The sequence below is a fragment of the Stenotrophomonas sp. YJH_SMC_120 genome, assembly GCF_059368675.1.
Map to the genome: position 1 here is coordinate 210,681 of NZ_JCAFRY010000005.1, position 24,784 is coordinate 235,464.

Sequence of the window (24,784 nt, forward strand, 5' to 3'; positions counted from 1 at the left end):
TTGCCATGCCGCACCCCGCGGCAGACGCAATCCCTTCGACAGTGAATACTGCAGACCCGCGCAAGCGATTCCCTCGCTCTGCGCGGGTTCGCACGCGTGCCGAATACTCAACGGTCTTCAACGGCGCCCGCCGTGTGTCCGATCCGCTGATGACCCTGCACTGGCTGCCGGCTGACCGGCCGGCCAGGCTGGGTCTGGCGGTTTCCCGCAAGGTTGATCCGAACGCCGTCGGGCGTAACCGGATCAAGCGCGTCCTGCGCGACATCCTGCGTCAGACACGTACCGACATCCAGCCAGGCGACTTTGTCGTCGTGGCTCGTAGTGCTGCGCGTTCCGCCAGCAACGACGAGATCCGCCAGGCCTTCCTGCGCCTCCTGCGTCGCCTGCGTGCATTGCCCACGCCGGGCGTGGACGGCACAATGCCGCCGCCTGATGGCATCGCAACTCCTTCTTTGACCGAGCCGGCATCGCGTCCCGGCCCCGCCGAGCCTGTCCGCTGATGAACCAGACCCGCGTATTCCTCGTTTTTGCCTGGCTGATGGTGGCCGTGCTGCTGTGGATGGAGTGGAGCCGTGAAAAGGCTGCTCCGACCCCGGCACCAACCACCACGTCGGCCCCGGCAGCCGCACAGAGTGTTCCGGGCGCGAACCCCGGCGCCATCCCCAGCGCCCAGGTGCCGGGCGCCCCCGGCCAGGCCGCCGCACAGGCCCAGGCCAGCGCTACCCCGGCCAGCCAGCGCGTGACCGTCACCACCGACGTGCTGCGCCTGGTGCTCGACGGCGGCCGCGTGCTCGACGCCGAGCTGCTGCAATTCCCGCAGACCAAGGACGAAGGCAGCCCGCCGGTCCGCCTGCTGACCGAAGACCCCGCGCACCCGTACAGCGCGATCAGTGGCTGGGCCAGCGAAGACAAGAACACCCCGGTCCCCGGCGCTGACGGCTTCAAGCTGGTGGGTGGCACCAAGGACTTCGTGCTGGCCAAGGGCCAGAACGAGCTGCAGATCCCGTTCGTGTGGACCGCCGACAACGGCGTGACCATCAAGCGCACCCTGACCGTCTCGCGCAACGAGTACGCCGTGCGCTTCAAGGACGAAGTCAGCAACGCTGGCGCCGCGCCGTGGAACGGCTACGTCTACCGCACCCTAGACCGCACCCCGACCATCCTGTCGCGGAGCATGACCAACCCGGATTCCTTCAGCTTCAACGGTGCCACCTGGTACGACAACGACAAGAAGTACCAGCGTCGTGCGTTCAAGGACTACCTGGAAGACGGCACGCTGAACCAGAACATCACCGGCGGCTGGCTGGCGATGCTGCAGCACCACTTCTTCACCGCCTGGATCCCGCAGAAGGACCAGACCGCACACTACGTGCTGTCGCAGGTGGCCGGTCGTGACCTGATCGAAGCGCGTGGCCCGGCCTTCACCGTGGCCCCGGGCCAGTCCACCAGTACCGAAGCCCGCCTGTGGGTCGGCCCGAAGCTGGTCAACCTGATCGCCAAGGAAGACGTGCCGGGGCTGGACCGCGTGGTCGACTACAGCCGCTTCTCGATGATGGCGGTGATCGGCCAGGGCCTGTTCTGGGTACTGAACCAGGTGCACAAGCTGGTCGGCAACTGGGGCTGGGCGATCGTCGGCCTGGTGGTGCTGCTGAAGCTGGTGCTGTACCCGCTGTCGGCAACCCAGTACAAGAGCGGCGCCAAGATGCGTCGTTTCCAGCCGCGCATCGCGCAGCTGAAGGAACGCTATGGCGATGACCGCCAGAAGTTCCAGACCGCGATGATGGAGCTGTACAAGAAGGAAAAGATCAATCCGATGGGGGGCTGCCTGCCGATCCTCATCCAGATGCCGATCTTCTTCGCCCTGTACTGGGTGCTGGTGGAATCGGTCGAACTGCGCCAGGCGCCCTGGTTCGGCTGGATCCAGGACCTGACCGCACGCGACCCGTACTTCATCCTGCCGGTCATCAACGTGGCAGTGATGTGGTTCACCCAGAAGCTGACCCCGGCACCGGGCATGGACCCGATGCAGCAGAAGATGATGCAGTTCATGCCGCTGGTGTTCGGCGTCATGATGGCCTTCATGCCGTCCGGCCTGGTCCTGTACTGGGTGGTCAACGGCGGCCTGGGCCTGCTGCAGCAGTGGTGGATGACCAAGCGCCATGGCGGCGAGCCGGTCCCGGCCACCACCGCGCCGGCCCCGGTCAAAAAGAAGTAATCCCGACCTGTAGAGTCGACTGTTGGTCGACTGGCAGTAGAGCAGTCGACTAACAGTCGACTCTACTACCGCCCCGGTCGATGAGAAGCCCGCCGCAAGGCGGGCTTTTCGCATGCGGCGTTAGAATCGCCGGCACACCGTTCCTCCCACCTTCGAGTCCTCCATGCAGCGTGCGCCGTCGTTCCGCCTGTTCCTGCCGTCGCTGTTGTTGACCCTGGTCGTTGCCGGCTGTGGCGACAAGGACGCGAAGGCGCCGGCGTCCACGGTCACCCAGCCCAGCGCGCAGGCCGCGGCCGCCGCCGATCCCGCCGCTGCACCGTTGCTGGCCGCGCTGCAGAAGCAGCTCGACGGCTACCGCCGCATCATCGTGCTGCTGGCCGACGAGGAACAGCAGTCGGCTGCCGACCGCGGTACCTCCACGCGCGTGGGCCAGCAGCTGTTCCACGATGGCCTGGAACAGCGCACGGCCATCGCCGCGCAGTTCGACACGCTGCTGCGCGGCTCCAGTCCGCAGCGCTTCGCCACCCTCGGCACCGTGCTGGACTACATCGAGTCGGCGCCGGAACTGTTCGACGCCGACCGCCTGGCCTTCCGCGAAGTGCTGCGTGACCTGCATGAACGGGTCGGCACCGATTCGTCGCTGCCGGCGGTGAAGCTGCACCAGCGCATCGGTGAGGACCTGGAGGCGCTTGATGAGATCGAGCGCAACTACAACCAGGAACTGACCCGCATCTTCAGCCGCTTCGAGCGCACCCGCGCCATCGAGTTGAAGCGCGAGAAGTGGGACGACTACATCGCCCACCTGCACAAGGACTACAGCCGCGAAGCGATCCTGCGCGACTACGGCGTGATCGAGCCGTACCCGATGTCGATGAAGGACAGCGACCGCGAGATCTTCGGACGCGACCTGCCGGCCAAGACTGTTGTGCTCACCTTCGACGATGGCCCGCACAAGGCCTATACCGATGAAGTGGTGGCCATCCTCAAGCGCTACGACGTGCCGGGCGTGTTCTTCGAAGTGGGCCGCAACCTGGGCAAGGTCGAGGCCGACGGCAAGGTCAGCCTCGGCCCGATGGCCAGGATCAGCCGCAACCTGATGGAAGAGGGCTATGCGGTCGGCAATCACAGCCTGACCCACGCCCAGCTGTCGCGCACCACCGGTGACGCGCTGCGCCAGCAGGTGCTGGACACCGACACGCTGCTGAAGGATGTCGACAGCAAGCGCGCGCCGCTGTTCCGCTTCCCCTATGGCGCACGCAATGCCGAAGGCCTGCAGCTGCTCAACGAAGCCGGGCTGAAGTCGATCATGTGGAACATCGACTCGATGGACTGGGCTGACCCGGTGCCGGAATCGATCGTGCAGCGCGTGCTCGACCAGGTGAACAAGGAACAGCGCGGCATCATCCTGTTCCACGACATTCACGATCGTGCGGTGAAGGCGCTGCCGCAGATCCTCGACCGGCTGATCGCCGATGGCTACCAGTTCGCTGGCTGGAACGGCCGCGACTTCACCGTGGCCCGTGCGCGCAAGGGCGATACCGGTGCCGCCACCATCACCACCGGCTACGAGAAGTCCTGGGCAATCGTGGTCGGCATCGACAACTACGCCAAGTGGCCGAAGCTGGAGTACGCCAGCCACGATGCGCAGGCGGTGGCCGATACCCTGACCGGGCAGTTCGGCTTCCCGTCCACGCAGGTGATCGTGCTGAAGAACGAGCAGGCCACGCGCAACAACATCCTGGCTGCCTTCCACGACCGCCTGGCCGATGACCGCACTGGCAAGAACGATCGCGTGTTCGTGTTCTTCGCCGGCCATGGCGCGACCCGCCAGCTCGCCTCAGGGCGTGACCTCGGCTACATCATCCCGGTCGATTCGGACCCGAAGGAATTCGCTACCGACGCCATCGCGATGACCGACATCCAGAACATCGCCGAGAGCATGCAGGCCAAGCACGTTATGTTCGTGATGGATGCCTGCTACAGCGGCCTGGGCCTGACCCGTGGCGGTCCATCGTCGTCGTTGTTCCTGCGCGAGAACGCGCGGCGCAGCGCGCGGCAGATGCTGACCGCCGGCGGTGCCGACCAGCAGGTGGCCGACGCCGGTCCGAACGGCCACTCGGTGTTCACCTGGGTGCTGCTGCAGGCATTGGCCGGCAAGGGCGACCTCAACGGCGATGGGCTGATCACCGGTACCGAACTGGCCGCCTACGTTGCGCCGGCCGTCTCAGCCGTTTCACACCAGACCCCGGCCTTCGGCAGCCTGCCCGGTTCGCAGGGCGGCGAGTTCGTGTTCCAGGTGCCGGACAGCCAGGAGTTCCTCAATGCTGATACGCGCCAGTTGACCGCCGATGCGATCGCCCTGAACAACAAGGTTGAAGCCGCCAGCGAAGCCAAGGGCAGCCAGGCGCCGGTGACGGTGGCCGACCTGCAGGGCGGCAAGGCCAAACTGGTGGTGCCCACTGCGGGCCCGGCGTCCGACCGCCAGCGCGCGCAGCAGGCCAATGACCGCGGCCTGCAGCTGTACCGCGAGAAGCAGTACGACGAGGCGGTGGCGCAGTTCACCGAGGCACTGAAGCTGCGTCCGGACTTCGCCCAGGCCGCCAACAACCTCGGCTTCGTCTACTACCGCCAGCAGCGCTATGCCGAAGCGGCGCGCTGGCTGGAGAACACGCTGAAGATCGACCCCTCGCGTGCAGTGGCCTATCTCAACCTGGGTGATGCCTACTTCAACGCCGGCGACAAGGCCAAGGCCAAGCAGGCCTACACCACCTACCTGGCCTTGCAGCCGCAGGGCAGTGGCGCGGCCCAGGCGCGCGCACAGCTGGAGAAACTCTGAGCCATGAACGACGCGATCCGCACCGACACCATCGTCGCCATCGCCAGCGCCCCTGGCGCCGGCGGTGTCGGCCTGCTGCGCCTGTCCGGCCCGCGTGCCGCGGCCATCGCCAACGCGCTGGGCGCGCCTGCACTGCGCCCGCGCCACGCGCACTACGCGCGCCTACGCGATGCCGACGGCGAGGTCATCGACGATGGCATCGTGCTGTGGTTCCCGGCACCGAACAGCTTCACCGGCGAAGAGGTGGTGGAACTGCAGGGCCATGGCAGCCCCGTGCTGCTGCAGCAACTGGTCGCGCGCTGCATCGCGCTCGGTGCACGCCAGGCGCGCCCGGGAGAGTTCAGCGAACGCGCCTTCCTTAACGGCAAGCTCGACCTGGCCCAGGCCGAGGCCATCGCCGACCTGATCGCCGCGGGCGACAACCGCGCCGCGCGCGCGGCACGCCGTTCGCTGGATGGCGTGTTCTCGCGCCGCATCGACGTCGTGGTCGAGCAGCTGGTTCTGCTGCGCATCCACGTGGAAGCGGCCATCGACTTCGCCGACGAACCGCTGGATACGCTCGGTGGCGCGCAGGTGCGGCGTGGGCTGGAACAGGCGCGCAGCGATCTGGCCATTCTGCGCCGCGATGCCGAACGCGGCCGTCGCCTGCGCGATGGCCTGCACGCGGTGCTGATCGGTCCGCCGAACGCCGGCAAGAGTTCACTGCTCAACGCGCTGGCCGGCAGCGAACGCGCCATCGTCACCGACATCGCCGGTACCACCCGCGACACCCTGCGCGAGACCATCCGCCTGGACGGCCTGGAGCTGACCCTGGTCGACACCGCCGGCCTGCGCGACGGCGGTGACGCCATCGAACGCGAAGGCATGCGCCGCGCCCACGTGGAAATCGAGCGCACCGACCTGGCGCTGATCGTGCTGGATGCGCGCGATCCGGCGGTCGGCGAAGCGGCGCTGGGCAAGGCCGTGGCGGCGGTGCCGCACAAGGTCTACATCCACAACAAGTCGGACCTGCTGGAGGCGTTGCCGTCGCTGGACGATCCGGACCGGGTGTTCGTTTCGGCCGCCACCGGCGCCGGGCTCGACGATCTGCATGCGCGTCTGCGTTCGATTGCTTCGGCCGGGGCAGGGGAGCAGGTGGATGGCGAGTTCTCCGCGCGCACGCGGCATGTGGACGCAATCGAGCGTGCGCAGGAGCACGCGCAGCGCGCCGATGGCGAGCTGGCGCATGAGCACCTGGAACTGGCCGCCGAGGAACTGCGGCTGGCGCATGACGCGCTGGGCGAGATCACCGGGCAGATGAGTGCCGATGACCTGCTTGGAAGGATCTTCTCCAGTTTCTGCATCGGGAAGTAGATCCGAGGTCAGATTCCCGAAGGGGCTCTGACCGCCTCGCTTACTCATGACTGACGGCTGGGGGTTTCAATCCTGTGCGCGACACCACCTTGATATCATTCCCGCCATGAACCCGATAACCGACAGTGACGTGCGATCAGCTCTGCTGGGCAAGGTCATTGCTGAGCATGTCGCAAATCCGAACACGCTTGTGGTGGAGGAAATGGGGCTTGCGCGCGGCGCCTGCCGGGTCGATGTCTGTGTCATCAATGGCCATCTGCACGGCTACGAGATCAAGAGTGATGTAGACACCCTGCGGAGACTTCCATTGCAGCAGCAGTTCTACTCCGATGTCCTCGACAAGGCGACGATCGTGGTGGGCAAGCGCCATTTGGACCATGCCCTGGATACGTTGCCTGCTTGGTGGGGGGTCAGGCTGGCATCACGTGGAGCGCGCAACGCAGTGAGGCTAGAACTAGTGCGGCCTGCAAAACTCAATCCATCAGTGAGCGCGACGGCCGTCGCAGCACTGCTCTGGCGCGATGAAATTTCTGCTCTGATCGGCAGGCGGACGCCTGAAAAATCAGCGCTGCGCGGCAACCGCGCAGCGCTATGTGAACGTCTGTCGGAGCTCTACAGTCTTGCGGAAATCCGTGCGCTGGTCAGGGAACAGTTGAAGCGCCGGTCAGACTGGCGAGGTCGCGAACAACCTTAGTCATATGGTGGTTGGTCGCCACCGTTGGCCAGGTCGAGCTTCCCCCGGTACTGGTGACACTGATTGCGCAGTCTTCGATGTACGCATCACCCCAGCTGTAGCCGCGCCCCATGAAGACCACCGGCAGATCGGAGACCAGGTGCCGACACAGATCACGGTACTGGTCGCGGCCGTTGCGCTTGATCTGGGTACCTACAATGATCCGCCACTGATCATCGATCGTGTACTTGATCTTGGCGTTGGGGTCGAACAGGCGAGGATCCATCAATTCCGTCTGTGGAGAAGCGCAGCCATAGTCACCAAACCACGGCATTCGTTCAGTGTGCATGCGGGCTAGCCGCGTGTACGCGCGCCATTCCCGGCGGTTCACATCGCCATGTGGGCGATAGCTTGAAGAGGGGCTTAGGCTGGCAGGGAAACTACCACCCACGAGGGTGATCGATCTCCAGTCGGCCAGATCCGGAACGGCCGCAATCCATGCCTGCCAGGTCGATGCCTGCAGCGTGGGCGAGTCGGCGACATCGGTCGAGCTGTCGAGGATCAGGTCCACCTGACCTGATACCACGCCCAACAGTTTCAGCAACCCTGAGATCCGGGCCAGGTGCCCTCCTTCAAGATCATCCGGCACCAGCCGTAATCCGCAGCCACGATCATCGCGGGCGACGATGCGTGCCACCGCCTGCTGGTAGTCGACATGCCGGTCAATGCCGGTCACGGGAATGGCCTGGCATCCTGCGGTGCGAGTGAGGTGGAAGATCCGCTCCAGATGGTGCTGGCCGTCCGCCATGGTGTCGTCACCGGCAAGATAGGGCGAATCGAACAGGCAGCGCCGCGCCTTCCAGTTACTGCTCAGACGCCTGCCTACGTTCTTCAGGTGGTCATCGAGTGACTTGGCCGGTGCATCGTTCTCGAAGTCCCACTGCTCGATCGGGATCTCGAACAGGGGATAGATCCCATCCTTGACTCCTTCGCTGGTACGACCCACCGCGAGATACTCTCCCTGTCGCCATTTGAGAATCGGCATGTACATCAGTTGTTTCATGATCTGCCCCTGACAACTTCGCTGTTGGTCATCCGAGGCTAGTCGCGGGCCGTGCAGCGCTTCAATCAGAATTGTTTGAAGAATGGGGGGAGCGCTCAGGTCGGAGCCCCTGCGGGGATCCGACCCCAGGTCCCCCACCTGTCACATTGCCGCCGCATACTGACGCCCATCACATACCGATTGGGGAAGTCGCAGTGAAGTCGTGGGGTTGTGCGTTGCTGTTGTCGCTGGCCGTGGCACCATCGGTGGCCATGAGTGCTGAATCCTCCACCCCGGCCGCGCACAAGGTGTCGGTCTATGGCCATCGCGGGGCGAGCGCATTGCTGCCCGAGCACACCCTGGCCGCCTATGCGCAGGCGATCGCCGATGGCGCCGACTACATCGAGCCGGACCTGGTGATGACCAGGGACGGAGTGATGGTGGCCCGCCACGAGAACGAGATCAGCGGCACCACTGATGTGGCCTCGCATCCCGAATTCGCCAGCCGCCGCACCAGCAAGGTCATCGACGGGCAGAAGGTGGACGGCTGGTTCACCGAAGACTTCACCTTGGCCGAGCTGAAGACCCTGTACGCGCGCGAGCGCCTGCCGGAACTGCGCAGCACCGCCTATGACGGCCAGTTCCGCATCGCCAGCCTGGACGAGATCCTCGCATTCCTTGTCCAGCAGGCCGGGCGTGCCAACCGTGGCATCGGCCTGGTGCCGGAGATCAAGCACCCGACCTACTTCCAGTCGATCGGCCTGCCGATGGAAGACAAGCTCCTGACCGCGCTGCGTGGCAATGCCTATACCAACGTCGGCCCGGTCACCATCCAGTCGTTCGAGACCGCCAACCTGCGCTACCTGCGCGGCAAGATCCCGCGCGGCAGCAACATCCGCCTGCTGCAACTGCTGTGGAAGGGCGACACCCAGCCGGCCGACATCGCCAAGGCCGGTGGAAAGCTGACCTACGCGCAGATGATGACCCCGGCAGGACTGAAGGACATCGCCAGCTACGCCGACAGCATCGGCCCGGAACTGCGCTCGATCATTCCGCTGGACGCCAAGGGCGCGCTGAGCACTCCGACCACGCTGGTACAGGACGCACATGCAGTGGGCCTGATGGTGATTCCGTACACCTTCCGTCCGGAGAACCACTTCCAGGCCAGCAACCTGCGCAAGGGCGCCGACAACGCGCGCAATGCCGAGGGTTCGATTGCCGAGATGCGTGCCTATCTGGCCACCGGCATCGATGCGTTCTTCACCGATGACCCGGCACTGGGCCGGCAGGCGGTGGATGGCATGGGCGCGGCGGGGAACTGAGCGATCAACGCCGTCGGGCATGGCCCGGCGCTACCCGGGGTGCCGGTGTGCTGTGGTAGGTGCCAACCTTGGTTGGCACACAACAACCGCGCCGACCAAGGTCGGCCACTACCGGATCATGAGGGTGCCGGCCAGCGGCCGGCACTACCGGGGCATTTTCAACCGCGCGGCTCGTCCGGGCGGCGGAACGGGATCACCACGTAGTCCTGGCCTTCGCGGGGCTGCCACAGCACCGGCACGCGCTGCGGTGACGGCAACTCAAGCTCATCGTCGGGCAGCGGTTCGACGTCTTCTTCTTCGTCTTCCCAACTGTAACGCGGGCGCGGCGGCAGCGGGTCGGCGTTGCGGAACAGCAGCGCGGCGATGATGCCGGCGAAGGCACCGCCCATGTGCGACTGCCAGGACACGCCATCGGCGTGTGGCAGGATGGTCATCAGCATGCCGCCGTAGAACAGCATGCCGATCAGGCCGGTGGCGATTGCCGCACGGTCGCGCCGCAGCAGGCCGAGGCTGGCCAGCAGGAACATCAGGCCGTGGGTCACGCCACTGGCGCCCAGGTGCACGCTGCCGGGGTTGCCCAGCATCCATGCACCGAGGCCCGAACCCAGCCACAGCAGGGGCAGGGCGCGCACGGTGGCCTTCGGATAGACGCTGCCTGCCAGGGTGCCGAGGATCAGGATGGCGATGCTGTTGGCGACGATGTGCTCGACCGAGGCATGCAGCATCGGGCCGCCGATCAGGCCGAGCAGTCCCTTCGCTTCCAGTGGCGCCACGGCCCAGGGCCGCCAGTCGAAGGTGCCCTGCAGGGCGAACACGGCCACCAGCACCAGCACGGCGGCCAGGCTGACATTGAACGCCCGCAGGATGCGCGAGCGGTCATTGCGGGGGGCCGGCAGGTCGCCGGCGGGCAGGGGCGCGTTGTTGTCCATACCTCAGCAATGGCGGTGACTGGCGCGAAACCAAGGCCACCGCGGCGGGAAAGTGGATACGGCCGGCGGGACAATCCCACCGGCCGCGCCGTTCAGCCGTTCAGGCTCAGGCCTGGCCTTCGCCCTCCTTCGGCGGGTACTTCAAGCTGAGCACCACGGTGGCGGCGATGATCACCGCCACCACGCCCAGCGAGACCGGGGTCGGGATCTTGAACAGGTCGATGATCATCATCTTGATGCCGATGAAGCCCAGCACCAGCGCCAGCCCGTACGGCAGCAGGTGGAAGCGGTCGGCCATGCCGGCCAGCAGGAAGAACATCGCGCGCAGGCCCAGCACCGCGAACACGTTGGAGGTGAGCACGATGAACGGGTCGGTGGTGATCGCGAAAATCGCCGGGATGCTGTCCACGGCGAAGATCACGTCGGTGACCGCGATCAGGATCAGCACCGCGAACAGCGGGGTGAACCAGCGCACGCCGTCGCGCTTCACGCTCAGTGCGTTGCCGGCATAGTCCGGCAGCAGGCGCAGGTGCTTGCGCATCCAGCGCAGGGCGGGATTGGTCTCCAGGTCTGGCTCCTGGCCGGCGGCGAACCACATCTTCCAGCCCGTGAACAGCAGGAAGGCGCCGAACACGTAGAGCAGCCAATGGAACTGGCTGATCAGCACGCTGCCGGCGAAGATCATGATCGTACGCAGCACGATCGCACCCAGGATGCCGATGATCAGCACCTTCTGGCGCTGCTCCTCCGGCACCGCGAAGTAGCTCATGATCATCAGGAACACAAAGATGTTGTCGACCGCCAGCGCCTTCTCGACCAGGTAGCCGGTCAGGAATTCGAGGCCGACCTTGTTGGCCACCACCTGGCCGGCGGTCTCATTCAGGTAGTACCAGAGGCCCGCATTGAACAGCAGGGCCAGCGCGACCCAGCCGATGGACCACCACAGGGCCTCCTTGAAGGTGACCTTGTGCGGTCCACCATGGCGCATCAACACGAGGTCGACCAGCAGGGCGATGACCACCACCGCTGCGAAGCCGCCCCACAACCACACGTTACCGATCGTCTGCATTGGGAATGTCCGTTGGAAAGATGAATGCCAGGCCGGACGGCGAGGATCTGCAACGGAGGATCGGGAGGGGGATCCAGGGACAGAGCTTCGCCAGTACGGCGAAGGTCTCGCTCGCAGTTCCAGTCGGCTGGAACTGCCGTTGCACCGGAGCCTGCGGGCTCGAAATGACGGCGACAACGTCTGGGAGCTACTCCCCTTCTGGCGCCGATTCTGCCGTCTGGCCCCGCCGCCGTCAAATGGGGGGGAGGCCAGGGGTCGGATCCCCAAAGGGGCTCCGACCCCATCGTCGCCACACCGGGGTCAGAGCCCCTGCGAGGATCCGACCCCGGCGCCCGGTTTACAATGGGTGGATGAATACCCCCCTTCCGATTGTCCGCCTCAAGAATGCGTGGCGTTCCAGCCACCCGTGGATCTTCCAGAAACTGGTCGAGAAGCCGACCGTCCGGCCCAAGCCCGGTTCCATCGTCGACGTGGTCGGCATCGATGGCGAGTTCATTGGCCGCGGGTTCTACAACGGGCACTCGCGCATTGCCGTGCGCATCCTTGAAACCGATCAGAACGTGCCGGTGGATGCCGGCTGGTTCTCGCGCAAGATCGCCCAGGCGGTGTCGCTGCGCCGTGAGGTGCTGAAGCTCGACGCGGTCTCCGACGCCTGGCGCGTGGTGCACAGCGAAGGCGACGGCCTGTCCGGCCTGGTGGTGGATCGCTACGGCGACCTGGTGGTGGTCGAGTTCTTCGCCGCCGGCATGTTCCGCCACCGCGAATGGATCTACGACGCCCTGCGCGAGCAGTTCCCGGGCTGCCGTTTCCACAGCTTCGCCGACGAACACGTGCAGAAGCAGGAGAGCTTCGACTTCCACGGCAACACCACCACCGAGGCGTCGGTGATCACCGAGTACGGCATCAAGTTCCGCGCCGACCCGGCCGGCGCGCACAAGACCGGTTTCTTCGCCGACCAGCGCGAGAACCGCGAGTGGCTGAGCCAGCAGGTGGAAGGCAAGAGCGTGCTGGACCTGTGCTGCAACACCGGCGGTTTCGCCGTGTATGCCGCTGCGCGTGGCGCTTCGGAAGTGGTCGGCATCGACATCGATGAGGACGTCATCCAGATCGCCAAGGGCAATTCGCGCCTGAACAACGTGCGCCCGAAGTTCATCCAGTCCGACATCTTCCCGTGGCTGCGCGACGCCGCCAACCGCGGCGAGCAGTACGACGTGGTGATCCTGGATCCGGCGAAGATGACCCGCGACCGCGACCAGGTCATCACCGCGCTGAAGAAGTACCTGGACATGAACAAGCTGGCGCTGGGCGTGGTCAAGCCGGGCGGCCTGTTCGCCACGTTCTCCTGCACCGGCCTGGTGGCCGAGGACCAGTTCCTCGACATGCTGCGCCGCGCGGCCTATTTCTCCGGCCGCACGATCCAGATCCTGAAGGTCGCTGGTGCGGGTCCGGACCATCCGTTCATGGCCCACGTGCAGGAATCGCGTTACCTGAAGGCCGTGTTCTGCCGCGTGGTCGACTGACCGCGGGACGATGTAGAGGCGAGCCGAGCCACCTGATCCTGGGGGCGCCATTGTTTCGAACGCATCGCAATGCGCGGGAAGCTGGCCGCTGGGCCGTGAATACGATTCATGCTCGACTCGCGGTGCCTGGCAGCCGAGCGTGAGCCCGACTCTACAAATCTGCCGGCCGCAGCGCTATGGTCGGGCTCTTCCCATTGCCGGTGAGAGCCCATGCCATCGTTGCGCCACCTGTCCGTCGTGCTTGCCCTGGCGCTGTGTGCGCCGCTGTCGGCTCATGCCATCGAGTTCAGCGCACAGGAACTGGCCCGCGCCAAGGCCCTGCAGCAGCGCCTGGTCACGCTCGACAGCCACCTGGATACGCCGGCCAATTTCGGCCGGACCGGCTTCGACATCGAGCAGCGCCACGACCGCAACGCACTCTCGCAAGTGGACTACCCGCGCATGGTCGAGGGCGCGCTGGACGGCGGCTTCTGGGCGATCTACACCGATCAGGGCGACCGCAGCCCAGCCGCGCACCTCGCCGAGCGTGACCATGGCCTGCAGCGGCTGCTGGAGATCCGCGAAATGCTGGCCGCCAATCCCGAGCGTTTCGCGCTGGCATTGACCGCCGATGACGCGGCACGCATCAAGGCCGCCGGCAAGCGCGTGGTCTACATCAGCATGGAAAACGCCAGCCCGCTGGTGGAAGACCCCAGCCTGCTCTCGTTCTACCACCGTGCCGGCCTGCGCCTGCTCAGTACCGTGCACTTCGCCAACAACGAGTTCGCCGATTCGGCCACCGACCCCAAGGGAGCGGAATGGAAAGGCCTGAGCCCGGCCGGCAAGGGCCTGGTGCAGCAGGCGGTGAAGCTGGGCATCGTGATCGACCAGTCGCATGCGTCCGACGCGGTGTTCGATGACCTGCTGGCAATGATGCCGGTGCCCTTCGTGCTGTCGCACAGCTCAGCCAAGGCGGTCTACGACCACCCGCGCAATCTTGATGACCCGCGCCTGCGCAAGCTGGCCAAGGCCGGCGGCGTGATCCAGGTGAACGCCTATGGCGGCTACCTGATCGACACGGCGAAGACACCCGAGCGCAAGCAGGCCGAGGAAGCGCTGAGCAAGCAGTTGGGTGGCTGGGAAGGCATGGGCATCGAGCAGGGTGTTGCCCTGCTGAAGGCCGAACAGGCGCTGGACCACGAGCACCCGGTGCGCCATGCCAGCCTCGACGACTTCTTCGCCCACTTCGAGCACATCCTCAAGGTGGTCGGCCCCGAGCACGTGGGCATCGGCCTGGACTGGGATGGCGGCGGTGGCCTGAGCGGCCTGCCCGATGTCAGCCAGCTGCCGAAGATCACCGCGTGGCTGCTGCGCAAGGGTTACACCGAGCAGCAGATTGCCGGCATCTGGGGCGGCAACCTGCTGCGGGTGATGCGCCAGGCGCAGGACTACGCGGCAAAGCAGGGCGGTTGACCGCCCTGCGGTAGTGCCGGCCGCTGGCCGGCATTGCCCGTATCAACAGGATGTGAGGTGCCGGCCAGCGGCCGGCACTACCGGCGATCCGGTTATTTCGCGATCAGCGCGTGGCGACGGCTGTACAGGAAGTACAGCACCAGGCCGGCCACGTTCCACAGCAGGAAATACAGCTGGGTGGTGTGCGGCAGGCTGAGGAACAGGTAGATGCAGCCCAGCGCGGCCAGCGGGCCGACCACGAAGGCCAGCGGCGTGCGGAACGTGCGCTCGCGGTTCGGCTCGCGCAGGCGCAGCACCACCAGGCAGATGCCGACGGCGGTGAACGCGGCCAGGGTACCGGCGTTGGCCAGCGCGGCAATCTCGTCCAGGCGCGCCACACCGGCCAGCGCCGACACCACCACTGCGGTGAACAGCGTGGTCGCCACCGGCGTGCCGGTGCGTGCGTTGACCTTGGACAGGCCACGCGGCAGCAGGCCATCGCGGCTCATCACAAAGAAGATGCGGCTCTGGCCGTACAGGAAGGCCAGCAGCACCGTCGGCAGGGCGATGATCGCGATCACGCCGATCACCATTGCCGCGGTCGGATGGCCCAGCTGGCGCATGATCAGCGCCAGCGGCTCGGCGCTGTGGCCGAACACCGCGTAGCTCATCGCACCGACGGCCGCCAGCGCCACCAGCACGTAGACGATGGTGCAGCCGATCATCGAACCGATGATGCCGATCGACAGGTCGCGGCCCGGGTTCTTGGTCTCCTCGGCGGCGGTGGAGATCGCATCGAAGCCGTAGAAGGCGAAGAAGATGATGGCTGCCGCCGCCATCACGCCGTGCTCGACGCCGTCGGGGCCCATCGACTTGGCGAAACCATACGGCATGAACGGCTGCAGGTTGGCGCTGTCGAAGGCGGGCAGGGCCACGGCGACGAAGATGGCCAGCGCGATCAGCTTGAACACCACCAGGATGGCGTTGAGCGTGGCGCTTTCCTTGGTGCCGGCCATCAGCATGCCGGCCACCAGCCAGGTGATGATGATCGCCGGCAGGTTGATCATGCCGCCTTCCACGTGCGGGCCGGCGGCCAGCCAGGCCGGCAGGTGCACATTCCAGCCGAACTGGGTATGGACCCATTCGAGGAAGCCGACGAAGTAGCCTGACCAGCCCACCGCCACCGTACTCACCACCAGCGAGTACTCCAGGATCAGGCTCCAGCCCACCACCCAGGCGAACACCTCGCCCAGCGCACTGTAGCTGTAGGTGTAGGCACTGCCGGCGGCCGGCATCATCGTCGACAGTTCGGCGTAGGACAGTGCCGCGCAGGCGCAGACCGCACCGGCAATCGCGAAGGAGATCAGCACGGCCGGGCCGGCCAGGTTGGCACCCACGCCGATCAGCGTGTAGATGCCGGTACCGACGATGGCGCCGATGCCCAGCGCGATCAGGTGCGGCCAGCTGAGCGTCGGGATCAGGCGCCTGCCGGCTTCGTGGACGGTGACGGAATCTAGGGACTTGCGCCGGAACAGGGACATGCAGGCCTCGGAAGGGGTGACTAAGAACGACAAGTTCCCGAGTGTGACCGAACGCAGCGCAGCATTACCACTGACGGGGGTCATGCATGGCCGGGCGCGCGCTGCGCCCCGGCCAGGCTGCCGGAATCGGCACAATCCGGTGGTAGCCACCGGTGTGCGTCCGTCCCGGCCGCTGCTACGACTCGATGTTGGCCATGCCGCTGACCGAGTAGCGGTCACCGGCCGCGGCATGCAGCGGGAAGGCCGCGTCCAGTGCGTCCAGCGTGGCCGTGTCCAGTTCCACCTGCAGCGCAGCGAGGTTCTCGTCCAGCCGTGCCCGCCGCGTCGTGCCCGGGATGGGCACGATGTGCTCGCCGCGCGACAGCACCCAGGCCAGCGCCAGCTGCGAGGCGGCGATGCCGCGCTCGGCGGCCAGCGCCTGCACGGTATCCACCAGTGCCAGGTTGCGCTGGAAGTTTTCGCCTTCGAAGCGGGGCGAGGTGCGCCGGTAATCGTCGGTGTCGAAGTCATCCGGGCTGCGGATGGCGCCGGTCAGGAAGCCACGGCCCAGCGGCGAATACGGCACGAAGCCGATGCCCAGTTCCTCCGTGGTGGCCAGCACCGCGTTCTGCTCCGGCTCGCGCGACCACAGCGAGTACTCGCTCTGCACCGCGGTGATCGGGTGCACCGCATGGGCGCGGCGGAGGGTGGCCGCCGAGGCCTCGGACAGGCCCAGCCAGCGCACCTTGCCCTGTTCCACCAGACGTGCCATCGCACCGACGGTGTCCTCGATCGGCACGCTGGGGTCGACGCGGTGCTGGTAGTAGAGGTCGATGTGGTCCACGCCCAGCCGGCGCAGGCTGGCCTCGCAGGCGGCCTGCACATAGTCCGGATGGCCGTTGACCTGCCGCGCCTTCGGGTCCGCCGGGTCCAGGCCGATGCCGAACTTGCTGGCCAGGAACACCTGGTCGCGGCGGCCGGCGATCGCGCGGCCGACCAGCACCTCGTTGGTGTGCGGGCCATACACATCGGCGGTGTCGAGCAGGCTCACGCCACGGTCCAGCGCGTGCCGGATGACGGCAATGCCGTCATCGTCACTGCCACGGCCGCCGTAGTAGGCGCTCATGCCCATGCAGCCCAGTCCAAGGGCGGACACGGTGGGGCCGGCAGGGCCGAGAGTACGGGTCTTCATGCGGATCTCCTTGGGGGAAGGGCGCCACGCCTGGAGGGGCAGCGGCGAGGGGCACAGCATCCTCCACGCCATCATGTGGATAAACTGCCGATCACCGGACTTACCTTGAAGGCTGGCTTCACAATGGATGCCTCCGTCCCCCTCACCGCTGTGGTCGCCTTCGTCCACGTGGCCGAGCATGCCAGCTTTACCCGCGCCGCCGATGCCCTGGGCGTGTCGACCTCGGCGCTGTCGCAGAGCGTGCGCGCGCTGGAAGCGCGGATGGGCGTGCGCCTGCTGCAGCGGACCACGCGGCGGGTCAGCCTGACCGAACACGGCGCGCGTTTCCTGCAACGCGTGCGCGGCGGCCTGGACCAGATCGACCAGGCCTTTGCCGAACTGGACAGCGCGCGCTCGGTGCCTGCCGGGCGACTGCGTGTGACCCTGCCGCGCATCGTCGCCGATCGCATGGTCCTGCCGCGGCTGCCCGATTTTCTTGCGCGTTACCCGCAGGTGCAGGTGGAACTGTGCGTCGACCCGGCGCTGACCGATCTGGTGGCCGAGGGCTTCGATGCCGGCATCCGCCTCGGCGAATCACTCGCACAGGGCATGATCGCGGTGCCGGTCGGGCCACCCGAGCGGCAGGTGGTGGTGGCCACGCCGGCCTATTTCGAACGCCATGGCGTGCCGCAGACCCCGCATGACCTGCAGGGCCACGCCTGCATCGTGCACCGGCTGGCCAACGGCCGGCTGATGCCCTGGGAGTTCAGCCGCGACGGCCACGACCTGGACGTGCAAGTGAGCGGACGGCTGGTGTTCAACGATGCCGGCGTCGCCCATGGTGCCGTGCTGGCGGGTCTGGGCATGGCCCAGGGCTTCGCCTCGTTGATGGCCGACGACATCAACGCTGGGCGACTGCAGAGCGTGCTGCAGGACTGGCAGCCGCCATTCCCCGGCTTCCACCTGTACTACCCCGCGCGTGAGCAGATGGCGCCCAAGCTGCGGGTGTTCATCGACCACCTGCGCGCGGAGATGCACGACCGGTAGATGCCAACCTTGGTTGGCATGCTCCAATCGACCACGCGCGCCGCTACGCCTCCCGGCCAATGGCAGCCATCCTCCTGCCACGCCTCGCCGTCATCGTGGAAGGTGGTGCGACGGCCATCACGGGCGCGTTCGTAGCTCAGGTCCAGCACCAGCGCGCCCTGGGTGCTCAGCAGGTAGCGGCCGTTGAGGCGCCCATCGATGCGCTCTTCCCAGACGCTGTCGAACTGGTACGGGCGGTCTTCGTCCAGCACCGTCGTTTCCTGCGACACCCGTTGCAGCTGCAGGCGGCCGCGCTGCCCGGCGTACTGCACGTCGGCGCTGCCATCGTCCAGCCAGCGCCACAGCAGGTGGATGCCGTCGTTGCGACCGCCCGTCAGGCAGCGATGGTCCTGCACGCTGGCCGCTGCGGTGTCGGCCAGAAGCCCGATGAACACCAGCACCAGCGCGCGCCGGATCATCCGTTCAACCCCAACCGGATGCCGAACCCGACCAGGAACAGGCCGGCCACCCGGCGCAGCGCATCGCTGATGCGCGGATGCTGGATCAACCGGCGGCGGGCCAGGTTGCCCACGCCGATCAGCATCGAGCAGTAGGCGATGCTGACCACCAGGATGATGCCGGCCAGGGCCGCGAAGGTCGCGATGCCCTGGTGCGCCTTCGGATCGATGAACAGCGGCAGGAAGGCCATGTAGAACAGGATCGCCTTCGGGTTGAGCAGGCTGACCAGGATCGCCTGCTGGAAGTAGCGGCCCGGCTGCATGCGGATCGGACCAGCATCACCGCCCTCGTGCTTCGGCGTGCGCAGCAGGCTGATGCCCACCCACACCAGGTAGGCCGCACCCAGGTACTGCACAGCGTGGAAGACCAAGGGATTGGCCTTCAGCAGTGCGGCCACACCGGCCAGCGCCAGCCACATCAGGATCTGGTCACCGACCAGCAGGCCGGCCAGTGCGGTGTAGCCGCCGCGCACGCCGCCCCGGCCGGTGGCGGTCAGCAGGGTGAAGGTGCCGGGGCCAGGCAGGGCGAGAAACACCAGCACGGCGACCAGAAACGTCCACAGGTCCTGGATGCCCATCCACGGCATGGCGGTGTTCTCTCTTACGGGGGGCCGCCATTGTCGGCCAGCACCGGGGTGGGCGACAGGGGGCGGGAAAGTCCATCTGGCATGCCAGACAGCAGCGGTTGCAGGTGCTGGCGCAGCTGCGCGTGCAGTTGCCGTACCGCGGGCGAGAACTGCTTGCGGTGCGGGCATACCAGCTGCAACGGAATGCTGCTGCCAACACCGTCGAGCAGCAGCTGCAGGCGCCCGGCCAGCACGTCCTCGCGCAGGTCCAGCCAGGACTTGTAGGTGATGCCTTCGCCGGCCACCGCCCAGCGCCGCACCACGTCGGCGTCGTCGCAGACCAGCGGGCCGCGCACCGGGATCACGGTGCGGCGCCCGTCGACCTCGAACGACCAGCGATCGTAGGCACGGCCACTGAGCTGGTAGACCAGGCAATCGTGCTCGCGCAGTTCGTCCAGGCGCACCGGCGTGCCCCGTCGCTGCAGGTAATCGGGCGAAGCCGCGAGCACACGACGGTTGCCTTCGAGCAGGGGCAGGGCCACGTAGCTGGCGTCGTCGAAGTGGCCGATGCGGATCGCCACATCGACCGGATCGCGGAACACGTCGGCCACTTCATCGGACAGCCGCAGGTGCAGGCGCAGCCGTGGATGCGCGGCTCGGAACGCGGTCAGCCACGGCAGCAGCAGGTTGCGACCAAAGTCCGACGGTGCCGACAGCTGCAGCGTGCCGTGCAGTTCGGTGTCCTCGCCCTGCACGCGGGCCCGCCCTTCGCGCAGGGTAGCCAGCACCTCCTGCGCATACGGCAGGTACAGCGCGCCCTCGCCGGTTAGACGCAGGCTGCGGGTGGTACGCACGAACAGGCGCAGGTCCAGTTCGCGTTCCAGCCGCGCCACGGCTGCAGCGACCTGGCCGGGTAACAGATCGGCCTCGCGGGCCGCCTGCGAGAAGCTGCCCAGTGCGGCCGTGCGGACGAACAACTGCAGGTCGTCGAAGCGGATCATCTTCATTGCCGGAGTGAAAGTGCTGCCCGATTCTGCGCCTTTCTGAGCGACCGTGCGCGGCGCAACCTGTGCACTCCTTCCCCACTGGACCGCTGCCATGCGCGCCATTGCCTACACCCACGCCGGCCTGCCGATCGACGACATCCGGGCCCTGATCGATATCGAACTGGAACTGCCGCAGCCCGGCCCACGCGACCTGCGGGTGGCGGTGCGCGCGGTGGCGGTGAACCCGGTCGACACCAAAGTCCGCCGCGGCGTGGCCACCGACGGCCCGCGCGTGCTGGGCTGGGATGCGGTCGGCATCGTCGACGCGGTGGGCAGCGAAGTCACCCTGTTCCAGCCTGGCGACGCGGTCTACTACGCCGGCGTGATCGACCGCCCGGGCAGCAATGCCGAGTACCAGCTGGTGGACGAGCGCAGCGTCGGTCGCAAGCCGGCCAGTCTCGGCGATGCGGCCGCCGCCGCGCTGCCGCTGACCGCGATCACGGCCTGGGAGCTGCTGTTCGACCGCCTGCGCATTCCCGAGGGCGGCGGTGAAGGCCAGACCCTGCTGGTGATCGGTGCTGCTGGCGGTGTCGGTTCGATCCAGGTGCAGCTGGCGCGGAAGCTGACGAAACTGACGGTGATCGGCACCGCATCGCGCCCGGACACCCAGGACTGGGTGTATGCGATGGGCGCGCACCACGTGATCGACCACAGCCTGCCGCTGGCCGAGGGACTGGCACGGCTGGGCATCAGCGAGGTGCAGCACGTGGCCAGCCTGACCCACTCCGACCAGCACTACGCGCAGATCGTGGAGCTGCTGGCGCCGCAGGGCCAGTTCGGCCTGATCGACGACCCCGGCCAGGTGGATGTGATGGCGCTCAAGCGAAAGGCACTGTCACTGCACTGGGAGTCGATGTTCACCCGCCCGCTGTACAAGACCGCGGACATGCAGCGCCAGCACGACCTGCTGAACCGGGTGGCCGAGCTGATCGATGCCGGCGTGCTGCAGACCACCCTGGGCGAGCATTTCGGGCGCATCGACGCGGCCAACCTGCGGCGCGCGCATGCGCTGCTGGAGAGTCACCGCGCCAAGGGCAAGATCGTGCTGGAAGGCTGGTAAGGCCGGGTCGTTCCCGCGCCCTTGGGGTCGCTCTTGGGGTCAGATCCCTTTCCCCCGGGAAAGGGATCTGACCCCTGCCTCAGGCCACGCCATTGTCGACGTGTTCGGCGAAACCGGGCTGCTGGCGCAGGCGTTCGAACCACGCCGCGAGGTGTGGCAGCGCGGGCTTGTGGCCGGGCGTGCTGCGCCAGCGCTGGGTCGACAGCCCCAGCACGATATCGGCGAGGGTAAAGGTGTCGCCCGCCACATAGCCGTCGGAAGCGGCCAGCTGTGCATCAAGCACCCCCATCAACCGGTTCCACTGCGCCAGGCTGGCCTCGGCGCGGGCATTGTCCGGGTAGTCCGGATGCTGGCGTACGCGCGCCATGAACACATGGCGCCAGGCGCTGTTGAGGTCGCTGGCCTGCCAGTCCATCCACTGCTCCACCCGGGCCCGGGCCTGCGTTGCTGCGGGCAACAGGTCGTCACGGCCGGCGCGGGCGGCCAGGTAGCGGCAGATGCTGTTGGACTCCCACAGCACGAAGTCGCCATCTCGCAGCACCGGTACCTGCCGGTTCGGATTCAGTGCGGCCAGCAGGTCCGCGGGTGGCGCAGGCTCGTGGCGCAGGGGCAGATCCAGCCCCGCGCACAGCCACAGCACCTTGCGCACGTTGATGGAGGTGGGCTTTCCGTACAGAGCGAGCATGGTTCTGGCGCAGCAGCTGAGACTCCGCCAGCCTACACTTGCCCCATGCAAACCGAATATCTGCTCATTGGCGGCCTTCTATTGGCCGTGCTCATCCTGCAGCTGGTCGCCCTGCTGCGCCGCCCGCCGCACGACCGCCTCGAACAGGCGGTGCGTGAGGAGGCGCGCGCCGGGCGCAGCGAGCTGCGCGAACAGCTCGATGGCTTTGCCCGCGCGCTGACCGATCTGTCCACCCGCACCGACCAGCGCCTGGACCTGCTGCGCGAGGCGCTGGGCGAGGACGCCCGCAAGGCGCGTGCCGAGGCGGCGGAGAGCCAGCAGCGTGGCGCCGCACTCATGGGGCAGCGCCTGCAGGAACTGCGCGGCCAGCTGGAAACCTTCGGCCAGCAGCAGGAAGCGCGCATCCACGCCTTCGGCCAGCAGCTGCAGGAACTCACCGGGCGTACCGACACCCAGCTGGGCGCGCTGCGCCAGACCCTGGTGGACGATGCGCGCAAGGGTCGTGAGGAAGGTGCGCAGTCGCAGCAGCGCCTGACCGAAAGCCTTGGCCTGCGCCTGCAGGAACTGACCCAGCGCAACGAACAGCGCATCGCCGAGATGCGCGCCACGCTGGAAGAGCAGCTGCGCGCGCTGCAGAACGACAATGCGCAGAAGCTGGAGCAGATGCGCCACACCGTGGACGAAAAGCTGCAGTCGACGCTGGAAACACGCCTGGGCAACTCCTTCAAGCTGGTTTCCGAGCGCCTGGAACAGGTGCAGCGCGGTCTTGGCGAGATGCAGCAGCTGGCCACCGGCGTTGGCGATCTCAAGCGTGTGCTGACCAACGTCAAGAACCGTGGCAGCTGGGGCGAAGTACAGCTGGAGAACATCCTCGAACAGACGCTCACCCAGGAACAGTACGCGCGGGCAGTGAAGGTACGCCCGGACAGTGGCGAGATGGTCGATATCGCGGTGCGCCTGCCGGGTCGCAGCAGCGACGACACGCCGGTGTGGCTGCCGATCGACTCCAAGTTCCCGCGCGAGGACTACGAGCGCCTGCTCGACGCGCAGGAACAGGGTGACGCCGAGGGCGTGCGCCTGCAGGGCATCCAGCTTGAACGCGCGGTGCGCGTGCAGGCCAAGTCGATCTGCGACAAGTACATCGCGCCGCCGCACACCACCGACTTCGCGGTGATGTTCCTGCCCACCGAAGGCCTGTATGCCGAAGTGATCCGGCGCCCGGGCCTGGTCGACCTGTTGCAGCGCGAGCACCGCGTGGTGGTGGCTGGACCGACCACGGTCACCGCGCTGCTCAACAGCCTGCAGATGGGCTTCCGCACGCTGGCCATCGAGCAGCGTTCCAGCGAGGTGTGGAGCCTGCTGGGTGCGGTGAAGAGCGAGTTCGGCAAGTTCGCCGGCATTCTCGAGAAGGCCGAGAAGCAGATCACCACGGTCGGCCGCAGCATCGGCGAAGCCAGCCGCAAGACGCGCACCATCGAACGGCGCCTGCGCGGCGTGGAGTCGCTGGCGTCAGAGCAGGCGCAATCCCTGCTGGGCGGCCTGGCCGATGCTGATGCCACGGCCGAGGACGAAGGCGACGACGGCGACGAAGCCTGAGCTACGTCGACACGCCGCCTGCATGGTCGATGCGTATGCTGGCGGCCTGTCCTACTGGATCAGGTAACGCCATGCGCCTGCGCCTCTGCACCAGTCTCATCCTGACCACGCTGCTTGTCGCCTGCAGCAGCGCACCGCCGGCTGCCAATCCGGCGGCGGCACCTGCCGCAGCCACCAGCCCCGAAGCGGCCGAGGCCTACCGCGAAGCGCGCGATGTGGACTGCCAGGCCGCTGGCGGCACCCTGCAGCGGCTGGGCCGGCTGCAGCGCGAACAGTGCGTGATTCCCTACGCCGATGCCGGCAAGGCCTGCAGCCGCAAGAGCGACTGCACAGGCCAGTGCCTTGCCGGCGGCGAAGTGGCGGTTGGCGGCCCCGCCACCGGCACCTGCCAGCGCGATGCCCGCCAGAACTTCGGCTGCCGCCAGCGCATTGATGAGGGCAAGGCGCTGGGCATGATCTGCGTGGACTGATCGTAGTGCCGGCCGCTGGCCGGCAGCCTCATGAAGCCTTGCGAACGATCGCACGATTGCCGGCCAGCGGCCGGCGCGACCGACATCGCGCGGCGCTATGCTGGTGGGCCATTCCCCGCTGTTGCCGGAGCCCCCGCGTGAGCACTTCGATCCAGGACATTTCCCTCACCACCATCGACGGCCAGCCGTCCTCGCTTGCCGACTACCAGGGCAAGGTACTGCTGCTGGTCAACGTCGCCTCCAAGTGCGGCCTGACCCCGCAGTACGAAGGCCTGCAGGCGCTGTATGCGGAAAAGCACGCACAGGGCCTGGAAGTGCTGGGCTTCCCGGCCAACAACTTCCTCGGCCAGGAGCCGGGCAGCGAAGCGGAGATCCAGCAGTTCTGCCAGCTCACCTACGATGTCAGTTTCCCGATGTTCTCCAAGATCAGCGTGGCCGGTGACGACACCCACCCGCTGTACCAGCAGCTGACCGCTGCGCAGCCGCAGTCGATCGGCGAAGGCCCGCTGCGCGAGCGCCTGGCCAGCAAGGAGATTCCGATCCACGCCGCGCCGGCGGTGCTGTGGAACTTCGAGAAGTTCCTGGTCGGCCGCGACGGCAAGGTCATCGCCCGCTTCGCCCCGGACGTGGCGGCTGACGACGCGCGCCTGCGCGAAGCCATCGAAGCCGCGCTGGCTGCCTGATCGGCCGGGGTCGGATCCCTTTCCACGGGAAAGGGCTCCGACCCCACCCACGG

Annotated in this window: 21 protein-coding genes and 1 pseudogene; 13 read left to right on the forward strand and 9 right to left on the reverse strand. The window is 67.0% G+C overall.

Annotation, left to right across the window (positions count from 1 at the left end; all coding sequences use genetic code 11):
* The first annotated feature begins 5 nt into the window (after positions 1–5).
* The 5 genes from rnpA to AC5P60_RS09595 all read left to right on the forward strand — a co-directional run bounded on the left by rnpA (position 6) and on the right by AC5P60_RS09595 (position 7,098).
* Entirely contained in the window at positions 6–500 is a 495-nt protein-coding gene (gene rnpA, locus AC5P60_RS09575) for a ribonuclease P protein component (RefSeq protein WP_005411728.1), read from the forward strand.
* The gene (gene yidC, locus AC5P60_RS09580) at positions 500–2,215 is read left to right on the forward strand and encodes a membrane protein insertase YidC (RefSeq protein WP_483693561.1); all 1,716 of its coding nucleotides are present in this window, start codon (positions 500–502) and stop codon (positions 2,213–2,215) included. The genes rnpA and yidC overlap by 1 nt, the downstream gene beginning before the upstream one ends.
* 163 nt (positions 2,216–2,378) lie before the next feature.
* A complete protein-coding gene (locus AC5P60_RS09585) occupies positions 2,379–5,051 on the forward strand; it encodes a polysaccharide deacetylase family protein (protein ID WP_483693560.1) in 2,673 nt (890 codons plus the stop codon).
* Positions 5,052–5,054: 3 nt separating this feature from the next.
* Complete coding sequence (gene mnmE / locus AC5P60_RS09590; protein WP_495201731.1) at positions 5,055–6,404, forward strand: tRNA uridine-5-carboxymethylaminomethyl(34) synthesis GTPase MnmE; 1,350 nt, start codon at positions 5,055–5,057, stop codon at positions 6,402–6,404.
* Positions 6,405–6,510: 106 nt separating this feature from the next.
* Entirely contained in the window at positions 6,511–7,098 is a 588-nt protein-coding gene (locus AC5P60_RS09595; protein WP_080264262.1) for a sce7726 family protein, read from the forward strand.
* Here the strand turns inward: AC5P60_RS09595 and AC5P60_RS09600 are convergent.
* Positions 7,046–8,140 (reverse strand): beta family protein, encoded by a 1,095-nt coding sequence (locus AC5P60_RS09600; protein ID WP_483693557.1) that lies wholly within the window; start codon positions 8,138–8,140, stop codon positions 7,046–7,048. The genes AC5P60_RS09595 and AC5P60_RS09600 overlap by 53 nt on opposite strands.
* 194 nt (positions 8,141–8,334) lie before the next feature.
* Here AC5P60_RS09600 and AC5P60_RS09605 point away from each other — a divergent pair, with 194 nt between their 5' ends.
* Positions 8,335–9,441 carry a glycerophosphodiester phosphodiesterase gene (locus AC5P60_RS09605; protein ID WP_049453517.1) on the forward strand — a complete coding sequence of 369 codons (1,107 nt, stop codon included), beginning with the start codon at positions 8,335–8,337 and terminating at the stop codon, positions 9,439–9,441.
* 158 nt (positions 9,442–9,599) lie between these two features.
* On the opposite strand, the gene AC5P60_RS09610 is transcribed toward AC5P60_RS09605, so the two are convergent.
* Together AC5P60_RS09610 and AC5P60_RS09615 are read right to left on the reverse strand one after the other, a co-directional pair.
* The gene (locus tag AC5P60_RS09610; RefSeq protein WP_483693556.1) at positions 9,600–10,370 is read right to left on the reverse strand and encodes a rhomboid family intramembrane serine protease; all 771 of its coding nucleotides are present in this window, start codon (positions 10,368–10,370) and stop codon (positions 9,600–9,602) included.
* Positions 10,371–10,476: 106 nt separating this feature from the next.
* Positions 10,477–11,439, reverse strand: a complete 963-nt coding sequence (locus AC5P60_RS09615) for a TerC family protein (protein WP_010487446.1) — start codon at positions 11,437–11,439, stop codon at positions 10,477–10,479.
* Positions 11,440–11,789: 350 nt separating this feature from the next.
* On the opposite strand from AC5P60_RS09615, the gene AC5P60_RS09620 reads away from it, so the two are divergent.
* Positions 11,790–12,959 (forward strand): class I SAM-dependent rRNA methyltransferase, encoded by a 1,170-nt coding sequence (locus AC5P60_RS09620; RefSeq protein ID WP_005411721.1) that lies wholly within the window; start codon positions 11,790–11,792, stop codon positions 12,957–12,959.
* A gap of 210 nt (positions 12,960–13,169) precedes the next feature.
* Positions 13,170–14,411, forward strand: a complete 1,242-nt coding sequence (locus tag AC5P60_RS09625; protein WP_483693555.1) for a dipeptidase — start codon at positions 13,170–13,172, stop codon at positions 14,409–14,411.
* Between the two features lie 92 nt (positions 14,412–14,503).
* Here the strand turns inward: AC5P60_RS09625 and AC5P60_RS09630 are convergent, their stop codons facing one another.
* Complete coding sequence (locus AC5P60_RS09630; RefSeq protein ID WP_005411719.1) at positions 14,504–15,931, reverse strand: amino acid permease; 1,428 nt, start codon at positions 15,929–15,931, stop codon at positions 14,504–14,506.
* 175 nt (positions 15,932–16,106) lie between these two features.
* Complete coding sequence (locus tag AC5P60_RS09635) at positions 16,107–17,102, reverse strand: aldo/keto reductase (RefSeq protein ID WP_049402903.1); 996 nt, start codon at positions 17,100–17,102, stop codon at positions 16,107–16,109.
* A 123-nt stretch (positions 17,103–17,225) separates the two neighbouring features.
* Between AC5P60_RS09635 and AC5P60_RS09640 the strand changes: the two genes are divergently transcribed.
* Entirely contained in the window at positions 17,226–18,128 is a 903-nt protein-coding gene (locus AC5P60_RS09640) for a LysR family transcriptional regulator (protein WP_483693553.1), read from the forward strand.
* A 41-nt stretch (positions 18,129–18,169) separates the two neighbouring features.
* Here the strand turns inward: AC5P60_RS09640 and AC5P60_RS09645 are convergent.
* The 3 genes and pseudogenes from AC5P60_RS09645 to AC5P60_RS09655 all read right to left on the reverse strand — a co-directional run.
* Positions 18,170–18,586, reverse strand: a pseudogene (locus AC5P60_RS09645) (hypothetical protein); the annotation flags it as partial.
* Positions 18,583–19,212, reverse strand: a complete 630-nt coding sequence (gene leuE / locus AC5P60_RS09650; RefSeq protein WP_005411716.1) for a leucine efflux protein LeuE — start codon at positions 19,210–19,212, stop codon at positions 18,583–18,585. The gene leuE and the pseudogene AC5P60_RS09645, both read right to left, overlap by 4 nt.
* A gap of 14 nt (positions 19,213–19,226) precedes the next feature.
* Positions 19,227–20,198, reverse strand: coding sequence for a LysR family transcriptional regulator (locus AC5P60_RS09655; protein WP_483693552.1), 972 nt, complete (start codon positions 20,196–20,198; stop codon positions 19,227–19,229).
* Positions 20,199–20,289: 91 nt separating this feature from the next.
* Between AC5P60_RS09655 and AC5P60_RS09660 the strand changes: the two genes are divergently transcribed.
* Entirely contained in the window at positions 20,290–21,297 is a 1,008-nt protein-coding gene (locus AC5P60_RS09660) for a zinc-binding alcohol dehydrogenase family protein (RefSeq protein WP_495201732.1), read from the forward strand.
* Positions 21,298–21,376: 79 nt separating this feature from the next.
* On the opposite strand, the gene AC5P60_RS09665 is transcribed toward AC5P60_RS09660, so the two are convergent.
* Positions 21,377–21,982 (reverse strand): glutathione S-transferase family protein, encoded by a 606-nt coding sequence (locus tag AC5P60_RS09665; protein ID WP_033833552.1) that lies wholly within the window; start codon positions 21,980–21,982, stop codon positions 21,377–21,379.
* Between the two features lie 45 nt (positions 21,983–22,027).
* Between AC5P60_RS09665 and AC5P60_RS09670 the strand changes: the two genes are divergently transcribed.
* From AC5P60_RS09670 to AC5P60_RS09680, 3 genes are all read left to right on the forward strand, one after another.
* On the forward strand, positions 22,028–23,578 hold the full coding sequence (locus AC5P60_RS09670) for a DNA recombination protein RmuC (RefSeq protein ID WP_033833551.1): 1,551 nt from the start codon (positions 22,028–22,030) through the stop codon (positions 23,576–23,578).
* Between the two features lie 71 nt (positions 23,579–23,649).
* The gene (locus AC5P60_RS09675) at positions 23,650–24,048 is read left to right on the forward strand and encodes a hypothetical protein (RefSeq protein ID WP_483693551.1); all 399 of its coding nucleotides are present in this window, start codon (positions 23,650–23,652) and stop codon (positions 24,046–24,048) included.
* A gap of 137 nt (positions 24,049–24,185) precedes the next feature.
* Positions 24,186–24,731: a glutathione peroxidase gene (locus AC5P60_RS09680; protein ID WP_005411710.1), complete on the forward strand. Its 546-nt coding sequence runs from the start codon at positions 24,186–24,188 to the stop codon at positions 24,729–24,731.
* Positions 24,732–24,784: the final 53 nt, after the last annotated feature.

Coding starts and splice junctions, on each gene's coding strand:
- rnpA (WP_005411728.1), top strand. CDS start 6: ATGCCGCACCCCGCGGCAGACGCAATCCCTTCGACAGTGAATACTGCA.
- yidC (WP_483693561.1), top strand. CDS start 500: ATGAACCAGACCCGCGTATTCCTCGTTTTTGCCTGGCTGATGGTGGCC.
- AC5P60_RS09585 (WP_483693560.1), top strand. CDS start 2,379: ATGCAGCGTGCGCCGTCGTTCCGCCTGTTCCTGCCGTCGCTGTTGTTG.
- mnmE (WP_495201731.1), top strand. CDS start 5,055: ATGAACGACGCGATCCGCACCGACACCATCGTCGCCATCGCCAGCGCC.
- AC5P60_RS09595 (WP_080264262.1), top strand. CDS start 6,511: ATGAACCCGATAACCGACAGTGACGTGCGATCAGCTCTGCTGGGCAAG.
- AC5P60_RS09600 (WP_483693557.1), bottom strand. CDS start 8,140: ATGAAACAACTGATGTACATGCCGATTCTCAAATGGCGACAGGGAGAG.
- AC5P60_RS09610 (WP_483693556.1), bottom strand. CDS start 10,370: ATGGACAACAACGCGCCCCTGCCCGCCGGCGACCTGCCGGCCCCCCGC.
- AC5P60_RS09615 (WP_010487446.1), bottom strand. CDS start 11,439: ATGCAGACGATCGGTAACGTGTGGTTGTGGGGCGGCTTCGCAGCGGTG.
- AC5P60_RS09620 (WP_005411721.1), top strand. CDS start 11,790: ATGAATACCCCCCTTCCGATTGTCCGCCTCAAGAATGCGTGGCGTTCC.
- AC5P60_RS09625 (WP_483693555.1), top strand. CDS start 13,170: ATGCCATCGTTGCGCCACCTGTCCGTCGTGCTTGCCCTGGCGCTGTGT.
- AC5P60_RS09630 (WP_005411719.1), bottom strand. CDS start 15,931: ATGTCCCTGTTCCGGCGCAAGTCCCTAGATTCCGTCACCGTCCACGAA.
- AC5P60_RS09635 (WP_049402903.1), bottom strand. CDS start 17,102: ATGAAGACCCGTACTCTCGGCCCTGCCGGCCCCACCGTGTCCGCCCTT.
- AC5P60_RS09640 (WP_483693553.1), top strand. CDS start 17,226: ATGGATGCCTCCGTCCCCCTCACCGCTGTGGTCGCCTTCGTCCACGTG.
- leuE (WP_005411716.1), bottom strand. CDS start 19,212: ATGCCGTGGATGGGCATCCAGGACCTGTGGACGTTTCTGGTCGCCGTG.
- AC5P60_RS09655 (WP_483693552.1), bottom strand. CDS start 20,198: ATGAAGATGATCCGCTTCGACGACCTGCAGTTGTTCGTCCGCACGGCC.
- AC5P60_RS09660 (WP_495201732.1), top strand. CDS start 20,290: ATGCGCGCCATTGCCTACACCCACGCCGGCCTGCCGATCGACGACATC.
- AC5P60_RS09665 (WP_033833552.1), bottom strand. CDS start 21,982: ATGCTCGCTCTGTACGGAAAGCCCACCTCCATCAACGTGCGCAAGGTG.
- AC5P60_RS09670 (WP_033833551.1), top strand. CDS start 22,028: ATGCAAACCGAATATCTGCTCATTGGCGGCCTTCTATTGGCCGTGCTC.
- AC5P60_RS09675 (WP_483693551.1), top strand. CDS start 23,650: ATGCGCCTGCGCCTCTGCACCAGTCTCATCCTGACCACGCTGCTTGTC.